Here is a 7,790-nt window from a genome sequence, read left to right as displayed (position 1 = left end):
CGCCAAGCCCCGCCGCACCCGCAAGACGGCTGCTGCGAAGGCTGAGGCGGCCCCGGCCGCCGAGGCGGGTGCCGCTGCGGACGAGGCTCCGGCCAAGCCGCGCCGTACCCGCAAGACGGCCGCCAAGAAGGCCGCGGCGGAGGCCCCGGCCGAGGGCTGATCCCGAAGGCTGAGCCCGGACGCACGACGGCCCGGTTCCCGCGCACGCGGGGGCCGGGCCGTCGGCGTGTGCGCCCGCGCGCATCGGTGCCGCGCGCCCCGGATAGCCTCGTGCCATGAGCAGGCCGCCGACCCTCACCTTGCCCTCGTGCGCCCGCGCGCGCCGACTCGTCACCGAGCGCGGCGAGTTCGCCGTCCACGATGCCCGGCCCGACGGGACGCCGGCCGGGACGGCGCTGCTCGTGCCCGGGTTCACCGGCAGCAAGGAGGACTTCATCGCCCTCCTGGCCCCGCTGGCCGCCGCGGGCTTCCGGGTGGTGGCCGTGGACGGCCGCGGCCAGCACGAGTCACCCGGCCCGCACGACGAAACCGCTTACGCGCAGGGCGAGTTGGCGCAGGACATCATCGCCCAGGCGCGCGCCCTGGGCGACGGCCCGGTGCACCTCCTGGGCCACTCCCTCGGCGGTCTGCTCACCCGCGCCGCCGTCCTGCGCGACCCCACGGCCTTCCGTTCCGTGACCGTCGTGAGTTCGGGTCCGGCCGCCATCGCCGCACCCCAGCAGGCCCGTGTACGGATGCTCATCGACGCCCTCGGGACGCTGGACATGCAGGCGGTGTGGCTGGCCATGCGCGAGCTGGACCCGCCGGAGGCGGAGGACGCGAGCACTCCGCCGGAGATCGGCGCCTTCCTCCACCAGCGCTGGATGAACACCGTTCCGCAGCAGCTGATCGCCACCGGGCGGCAGATGGTCTCGGAACCGGACCGGGTGGCGGAGCTGGCCGCCGTACCGCTGCCCAAGCACGTCGTGTCGGGCGTCGTGGACTACGCCTGGCCGGTGCCGGAGATGGACGCGATGGCCGGGCGGCTGGGGGCCCGGCGGACGGTCGTCGAGGGCGCGGAGCACTCCCCCAACGTGGAGCGGCCGGCCGAGACGGCGGCGGCGGTCGCGGAGTTCTGGCACGGCACCCACCGGGCGGGGTCCGAGCCCGGCCGCTAACACTGCGCCTGTACGTGCTCCCAGAAGCCGTCCCGCAGCGCCCGCCGCAGGTCGGCGTGCCCGCGCAGCGAGTGGTGCAGCAGCGCTTCGGCGGCCGTCAGCAGCTCCTGGTCGACGGCGCCCGGCAGGTACGGGTGGCCGGGCAGCAGCTCGGTGACCCAGGGGACGCCGCGTTCGCCCAGCCAGCGCGCGGCGACCCGGGCGCCGACGAAGCGCACGTCGTCGCGCGCGGGCGGCGTGCCGCCGCTGCCGGTGCCGTCGGCCGCCGCGTCCCCGTGGTCCTGGGCGACGGCGACCCGCCGGGTCACGTACGGCTTGCAGAACTCCAGGTCGAAGGTGCGCTGGCTGTCGACCTCCCACAGCAGCGGCTCGGCCTGGTTGCGCCCGCCGACGGCCTCGATGCCCCACAGGTGCACCCGGGCGCCGTAGCCCTGCGCGGCCTCCACCGCGGAGACCAGGTCCTCGTCGCCGCCGATGAGGACCGCGTCGCTGATCGCCCGGTGCCGGGCCAGTGACTCCAGGTCGGAGCGGATCAGCGAGTCGACGCCCTTCTGCTGGTTGTTGGCGTTGAGGTTGCCGAGCCGGACCTTGACGTCCGGCAGCTCGGCGACGCGCTGCTGCTCCGCGGTGTGGATGCGGCGCCGGGCGCCGTCGTACCAGTACACGCGCAGCAGCCGGCTGTCCGGGAAGATCATGCGGGCCTTGTCGATGAACGCCTCGATGAGCCCCTCGGCGTCCAGCTCGAAGGCCCTGCGGTCCTCGGTGCCGGCGACCAGTCGGCCGGCGGCCGCGTACACATAGCCCGCGTCGACGAAGGCCGCATGGGTGGACGGGGTGGTGGCGACCTCGGCGAGCACCCGGGTGAGCAGCTCGTTGGTGCGCTCGATACCCGCGAGTACGGCGGCGAGGTCGGGTGAGGGGCCGGTGGGCCGGGCGTCGTCGTTCATACGGGCCCATTGTCCGGCCGGTCACTCAGCGCGCACAACCGCTCTCAGTACCCGCCAGTATTTAGACGACCGAAAATTTTCTTTAGCGTAGGGAATGATTGCAGGGAGCATGTCGTTGTACCCACTGGGAACGCAGGGCACCGACGCCCCGCGAGTACCCCGTACAACAGCAAAGTTCTCCGCAGGAGGATCAGACGAAGGGAGAAGCCGTGATGCGCTTCGAGATCATGCGCCTGGACGATGTCGACGGCACCGCCGTGGACAGCACCGTCGTGGACGCCGCCTCCGTCAACCGGATCGTGCAGCAGGCCGCCGCAGTCGGCCAGCGCATCTACATCCGCCCAGCCGATACCGCCGCCCGATGACGACACGACCGCGTCACTCATGAGCGCATGACGCGCCATGTCCGGCGCACGGAGCGCCCCGCACGAATCCTTCGCGCGGGGCGCTTCGCGCGTTCGGGCCCGGGCCCGGGCCTCGGCGGCTTGCGGGCCCCAGGCCGTCGGCCACCCGTCCCCGCGAGCCCGCGGCCCGCTCAGCCGCCGCGTACGACCTGCATGACGCCGTTGATGATCTGCTGCACCGCGAGCGCGGAGAGCATCATGCCGGCCAGCCGGGTCACCAGCACCACCCCGCCGTCCTTGATCACCCGGATGATGACCAGCGAGAAGCGCATCACGACGTAGAGCACCACGTGGATGGCGACGATCGCCGCCCACACCGACACCTCACCGCTGATCCCGTCCGCGTGCTGCACCGCCAGGATCACCGAGACGATCGCGCCCGGCCCCGCCAGCAGCGGCATCCCCAGCGGCACCAGCGCCACGTTGACGTCCTTGGTCTGCGTCGGCTGCTCCGACTTGCCGGTCAGCAGGCTGAGCGCGACGAGCAGGAGCAGCAGCCCGCCCGCGATCATCAGCGCGGGCGGGGTGATGTGCAGCCGGCCGAGGATCTGCTCGCCGAAGAGCCCGAAGACGGCGATGACGCAGAACGCGACGGTGGCCGCCTGCCAGGCCATCTTCCGCTGCACCTTGGCGGGGCGGCCGGAGCTGAGGGCGAGGAAGATCGGGATGATCCCGGGCGGATCCATGATCACGAACAGGGTGACGAAGAGCGTACTGAAGACAGCGAAGTCGAACACAGTGATGGCCTTGCAGGAGGTGGTACGTGAGAGCTGTGGTGCGTGAGAGGAGGGAGGGGCGGGAGAGAAGAGGGAGAGCGCGGGGCTACGTGCGCGGGCGCGTGAGCGGGCGGCAGCGGCCCGTACGGGGCGCGCGGGACATACGCCCGCCGGCCGGCCGGAGCGCGGCCGTGCCCGTCCGGCCAGGAGGGGCCGTGCCCGCCGGCCGGAACGCGGTACGGGTCAGCCGCCCGCGCCGGGAACGGGGAAGGCGCCGGTCGCGCGGCGCACGATCTCGCCGTATATCTCGGGGTCGGTGGTGTACTCGCCGAGGGCCACGGTCTTGCGGCTGCCGTGGTAGTCGCTGGACCCGGTGGTCAGCAGGCCGAGGTCGGCCGCGAGGCCGCGCAGCCGGGAGCGCGCGGCGTCGTCGTGGTCCATGTGGTCCACCTCGACGCCGTCCAGTCCCGCCGCCGCCAGGTCGGCGATGACGCTCTCGGGGACGGTCCGCCCCCGCTTGACGGCCAGCGGGTGCGCGAAGACGGTCACCCCGCCCGCGGCCTTGACCAGCCGGACCGCGTCGAACGGGTCGAGTTCGTGCTTGTCGACGTAGGCCCGGCCGTCGTTGGCGAGCCACTGCGCCGTGAAGGCGTCGGAGACGGTCTCGACGACGCCCAGTTCCACCATCGCGGCGGCGACGTGCGGCCGGCCCACGGCACCGTCGCCGGCGATCCGCGCCACCTGCTCCCAGGTGACCGGAACGCCCAGTTCCTGGAGCTTGGCCACCATGCCCCGGGCGCGCGGCACCCGGTCGTCGCGGACCAGCTCCCGCTCGCGGGCCAGCTCGGGCTCATCGGGGTCGAAGAGGTACGCCAGCATGTGCATGCTCACCCCGCCGACGCGGCAGGACAGCTCGGCACCGGTGACCAGCGTGAGCCTCCGGGGCAGCGCGGCCCGGGCCTCGGCGTAGCCGCCCACGGAGTCGTGGTCGGTCAGCGCGACGACGTCCAGCCCGGCCGCCGCGGCGTTGCGCACCAGCTCAGCAGGGGTGTCCGTACCGTCGGAAGCAGTGGAGTGGGTGTGCAGATCGATGCGCACGACGCTGATCTCCAGACTGCTGCTGCGAGGCCGGCCAAGGGGACCTCAGCAGGATACCGGCCCCCCACCGCCCCCTCGAACACGCGCCCGCCCCCCCGGCAGCGCCCCGCAGCCCCTCGCGTACGCCCGTACAGGACCGCGCCCCCACAGCCGCCCCCCGCAGCCCTCATTGCCCCGGGCCTACCTCACGTCAGCAATCGAGGGGACAGCGCCCCGCACGGCAGCAGGTCGACCTCGGCGCCCGCGTCCCGCAGGTCGGTCAGGACCAGTTCGTCGTACAGCAGCAGGCCGGACTCGGCGGGCCAGACCACTGCCCACAGCCACAGGCCGCGCGCCTCTCCGGCGAAGACCGCGCGGTCCTCCGGCGCGCCCTCGACGTGCCAGAGCGGGGTCGGGCGGCCGGCTGCCAGGACCTTCACGTGCGGCGGCTTGTTCACGCACATGTGCGGGCCCGGGTCGGGGCCGTCGATGCCCGCGTAGCGCGCGCCGAGGCCGACGCCCAGCTCCTCCGCGATCAGCAGCAGTTCGCCGGGCCCGCCGAGCGGTCCCGGCCCGGAGCAGGCCACCGTGGTGGCGCGCCCGCCGCTGCGGTCGTCGCCCGCGCAGGCCACACCCGTGAACAGCCAGCCGACGGGCAGCGGCCACGGCATCCACACCGGCACCTGGGCACGGCGTACGACCACGGCCAGCGCTTCGACGCTGGGCGGGACGACCGGTTGCAGAGGATGCACGGTGCCGTGCACGCCGCACTGCCAGGAGTCGGCAAAGAGACCGGGCGCCCGCACCCGGCCACCGCACTTCGGGCAACTGGGTTCGCCCCTCATAGAGCCCCACGGTCCTCCCGGCCGGGCGCCGCGTCAAGGACGATCACCCATCCGGCGTCCCGGCCGGTCCTCCCCCATCAGTAGTTGCATCTTGCACTCTTTAGGGCGGCTAACTTATTGTGTGTATACAGCAACGTTTCTTGCGGTGGTGCCGGCCCCGGCGGACACGCGGCCCCGGCGCCCGCGACCGGATCAGGAAGGGGACAACGGCATGCCGGCACACGGCAAGAGCGGCCACGGCGGCGCCGAAGGCGATCCGTTCGACGAGGGCGGGAGCAGCATCCTGCGCCAGCCGATGGCCGTATGGGCCACGGCGGGCGCCTCGGTCGTCGCCTTCATGGGCATCGGCCTCGTCGACCCGATCCTGCCCTCGATCGCCACGGGGCTCGACGCCTCCAACAGCCAGGTCTCCCTGCTGTTCACCTCCTACTTCCTGATCACCGCGGTCGCGATGCTGGTCACCGGCTTCGTCTCCAGCCGGATCGGCGGCCGCAAGACGCTGCTCGCCGGCCTCGCGCTGGTGGTCGCCTTCGCGGCGCTGTCCGGCACGTCCTCCTCGGTGGGCGAACTGGTCGGCTTCCGGGCCGGCTGGGGGCTGGGCAACGCGCTGTTCGTCTCCACCTCGCTCGCCGTCATCGTGGGGGCTGCGAATCCGATGGGGGCATCGCGAAGCGATTCGGCTGGGGGCGGTGGCGGGCGACAGGCGGGCGGCAGCGCCGCGGCGATCCTGCTGTACGAGTCGGCGCTCGGCCTCGGCATGGCCTGCGGACCGCTGCTCGGCGCGGTCCTCGGCGACATGAAGTGGCGCTACCCCTTCTTCGGTACCGCCGTCCTGATGGCCGTCGGCTTCGTCGCCATCACGGTCTTCCTCAAGGAACAGCCGCGGCCGGCCCGTAAGACGTCCCTGCTGGACCCGGTCAAGGCGCTGGGCCACGGCGGCCTGGCCTCCACCGCCGTCTCCGCGTTCTTCTACAACTACGCGTTCTTCACGGTGCTGGCCTTCACGCCGTTCGTGCTGGACATGAGCCCGTACAAGTCCGGCGGGGTCTTCTTCGCCTGGGGCGTGCTGCTCGCCGTCTTCTCCGTGCTGGTGGCGCCGCGCCTCCAGGAGCGCTTCGGGTCGCTGAAGGTCCTGGGCGGTTCCCTGGTGCTGCTCGCCGCCGACCTCCTGGTCCTCGGATACGGCAACCACGTCACGGCCGTGGTCTGCACGATCCTGTCCGGCGCCTTCATCGGCCTGAACAACACCGTCTTCACGGAACTGGCGCTCGGCGTCTCCGACGCGCCGCGGCCGGTGGCGAGCGCGGGCTACAACTTCGTGCGCTGGTTCGCCGCGGCGGCCGCGCCGTTCCTGGCGCCGAAGATCGAGGAGTGGACCGACGTGCACCTCCCGTTCGTGGTCGCCGCGCTGGCGGCGCTGGTCGGTGCGGGCATCGTGGCCGTACGGCGCCGGTCGCTGACCGTACGGGCGCACGAGCTGGAGCCGCGGCACGCCACCGAGGACGGCGTGTCCGCCTTCGCCCGCTGAGGCAGCCTCACCGCGGCCGGGTACGGGCGCGGAGCTACGTCAGCGCCACGCCCGTACGCAGCGGATCGCGCAGATCCGTGCCGCCCTTGAGCCACCGCTCCTGGAGCGCCTCGGCGCCGTGCACCCGCTTCCAGGCGGCCTCGTTGGGCGTCATCGGCAGCAGCGGCAGGAAGCGGACCGGATCCAGCGGCTCGTCCAGCTCCAGGTCCTCGACCAGGCCGCCCGGCTCCGCCACCAGTACGGAGGTGAACGGCGCGCCCGGCCACAGTGGCTCGCCCACGTCCAGCGACGCCCCCGGTGCCACGATCACGCCCTCGACCTGCGGGGACGCGGCGAGGACGGCGAGCGGCCGCAGCACCTTGTCGGTGTCGGCGCGGCCGGCCTTGACCGAGAGCAGCAGTTCGGCGCGCGGGCCGCGCAGCGGGTCGGCCAGTACCGCCGTGGGGTCGGTCATCGGCCGGTCCGACATCCCGAGGGTGACGTAACGCACCAGATCGCCGTCCGGGCCGCCGCCGGTGAAGCGCAGGACCTCGATACGGTCGGTCCCGAGGAAGGTGACGGCGGCGCGCGCGTCCGGCTCGCCCAGGGTCGTACGCAGGCGGGCTTCGACCAGCTCAAGAACGTCAGACATGCCGCGAGCATAGGCCGGGGCACGGGACCGGCCGCGGCCGCCCGGCGGGCCGCCGTGCCGCGGGTGGCGGCTGTTCGTATGGAACGGGCAAAGGCGCGCCTGATCGGTTCTGACGGCTGATAGCCTTGCCGTCTGGTCAGGGAATGACGTTCGTCCCCCAGCGGGGACCGGCCGGAGGAGGTGGGGCTGCGGTGGATCCAAGTCGACCGTGCAGTACCGACAGTTCTCCTGTCATCCCCCAGCGCGCCCAGCGGCTTTCTTGATCCAGGGGCTTCCGTACCCCAGCCGTACGCGGTCAAACCCGTGAAGTGCCTTCGCGCCGGAAGTAGATGACGGAAGAGCGCCTTCGACTCTCGTTTCCGTGTTTTCTGCGAACTGCCGTCAGACCTGCGCACGGAGCGCCGCCCGCTTTGCGGACGTATGACCGACGCCATCGCGTACGTCCACGTTCCGGGCAGCGTTACGCCGCGTGCCCGCGGCTGGCG

8 protein-coding genes are annotated in these 7,790 nt (G+C 72.7%); 3 read left to right on the top strand and 5 right to left on the bottom strand.

Annotated elements, in window-relative coordinates:
* Positions 1-275 precede the first annotated feature (275 nt).
* Positions 276-1,157: an alpha/beta hydrolase gene (locus tag AB0L45_RS04270; RefSeq protein WP_365835941.1), complete on the top strand. Its 882-nt coding sequence runs from the start codon at positions 276-278 to the stop codon at positions 1,155-1,157.
* Here AB0L45_RS04270 and AB0L45_RS04265 read toward each other — a convergent pair.
* The gene (locus tag AB0L45_RS04265; protein ID WP_365835939.1) at positions 1,154-2,104 is read right to left on the bottom strand and encodes an NYN domain-containing protein; all 951 of its coding nucleotides are present in this window, start codon (positions 2,102-2,104) and stop codon (positions 1,154-1,156) included. The genes AB0L45_RS04270 and AB0L45_RS04265 overlap by 4 nt on opposite strands.
* A gap of 212 nt (positions 2,105-2,316) precedes the next feature.
* Between AB0L45_RS04265 and AB0L45_RS04260 the strand changes: the two genes are divergently transcribed.
* A complete protein-coding gene (locus AB0L45_RS04260; RefSeq protein ID WP_003985759.1) occupies positions 2,317-2,469 on the top strand; it encodes a hypothetical protein in 153 nt (50 codons plus the stop codon).
* A 170-nt stretch (positions 2,470-2,639) separates the two neighbouring features.
* On the opposite strand, the gene AB0L45_RS04255 is transcribed toward AB0L45_RS04260, so the two are convergent.
* The 3 genes from AB0L45_RS04255 to AB0L45_RS04245 form a co-directional block, all read right to left on the bottom strand.
* Positions 2,640-3,245 (bottom strand): MarC family protein, encoded by a 606-nt coding sequence (locus tag AB0L45_RS04255; RefSeq protein ID WP_365835937.1) that lies wholly within the window; start codon positions 3,243-3,245, stop codon positions 2,640-2,642.
* A 222-nt stretch (positions 3,246-3,467) separates the two neighbouring features.
* On the bottom strand, positions 3,468-4,322 hold the full coding sequence (locus AB0L45_RS04250) for a PHP domain-containing protein (RefSeq protein WP_365835935.1): 855 nt from the start codon (positions 4,320-4,322) through the stop codon (positions 3,468-3,470).
* Positions 4,323-4,507: 185 nt separating this feature from the next.
* Positions 4,508-5,146: a DUF6758 family protein gene (locus AB0L45_RS04245; RefSeq protein WP_365835934.1), complete on the bottom strand. Its 639-nt coding sequence runs from the start codon at positions 5,144-5,146 to the stop codon at positions 4,508-4,510.
* Between the two features lie 211 nt (positions 5,147-5,357).
* On the opposite strand from AB0L45_RS04245, the gene AB0L45_RS04240 reads away from it, so the two are divergent.
* Positions 5,358-6,674 (top strand): MFS transporter, encoded by a 1,317-nt coding sequence (locus tag AB0L45_RS04240; protein WP_365835932.1) that lies wholly within the window; start codon positions 5,358-5,360, stop codon positions 6,672-6,674.
* A gap of 34 nt (positions 6,675-6,708) precedes the next feature.
* On the opposite strand, the gene AB0L45_RS04235 is transcribed toward AB0L45_RS04240, so the two are convergent.
* Positions 6,709-7,305 carry a suppressor of fused domain protein gene (locus tag AB0L45_RS04235; RefSeq protein WP_365835930.1) on the bottom strand — a complete coding sequence of 199 codons (597 nt, stop codon included), beginning with the start codon at positions 7,303-7,305 and terminating at the stop codon, positions 6,709-6,711.
* Positions 7,306-7,790: the final 485 nt, after the last annotated feature.

The sequence above is a fragment of the Streptomyces sp. NPDC052496 genome (genome assembly GCF_040679095.1).
Taxonomy (GTDB): Bacteria; Actinomycetota; Actinomycetes; order Streptomycetales; family Streptomycetaceae; genus Streptomyces.
The sequence above is the reverse complement of the archived record's forward strand: the minus strand, read 5'-3'. Positions and strand labels throughout refer to the sequence as shown.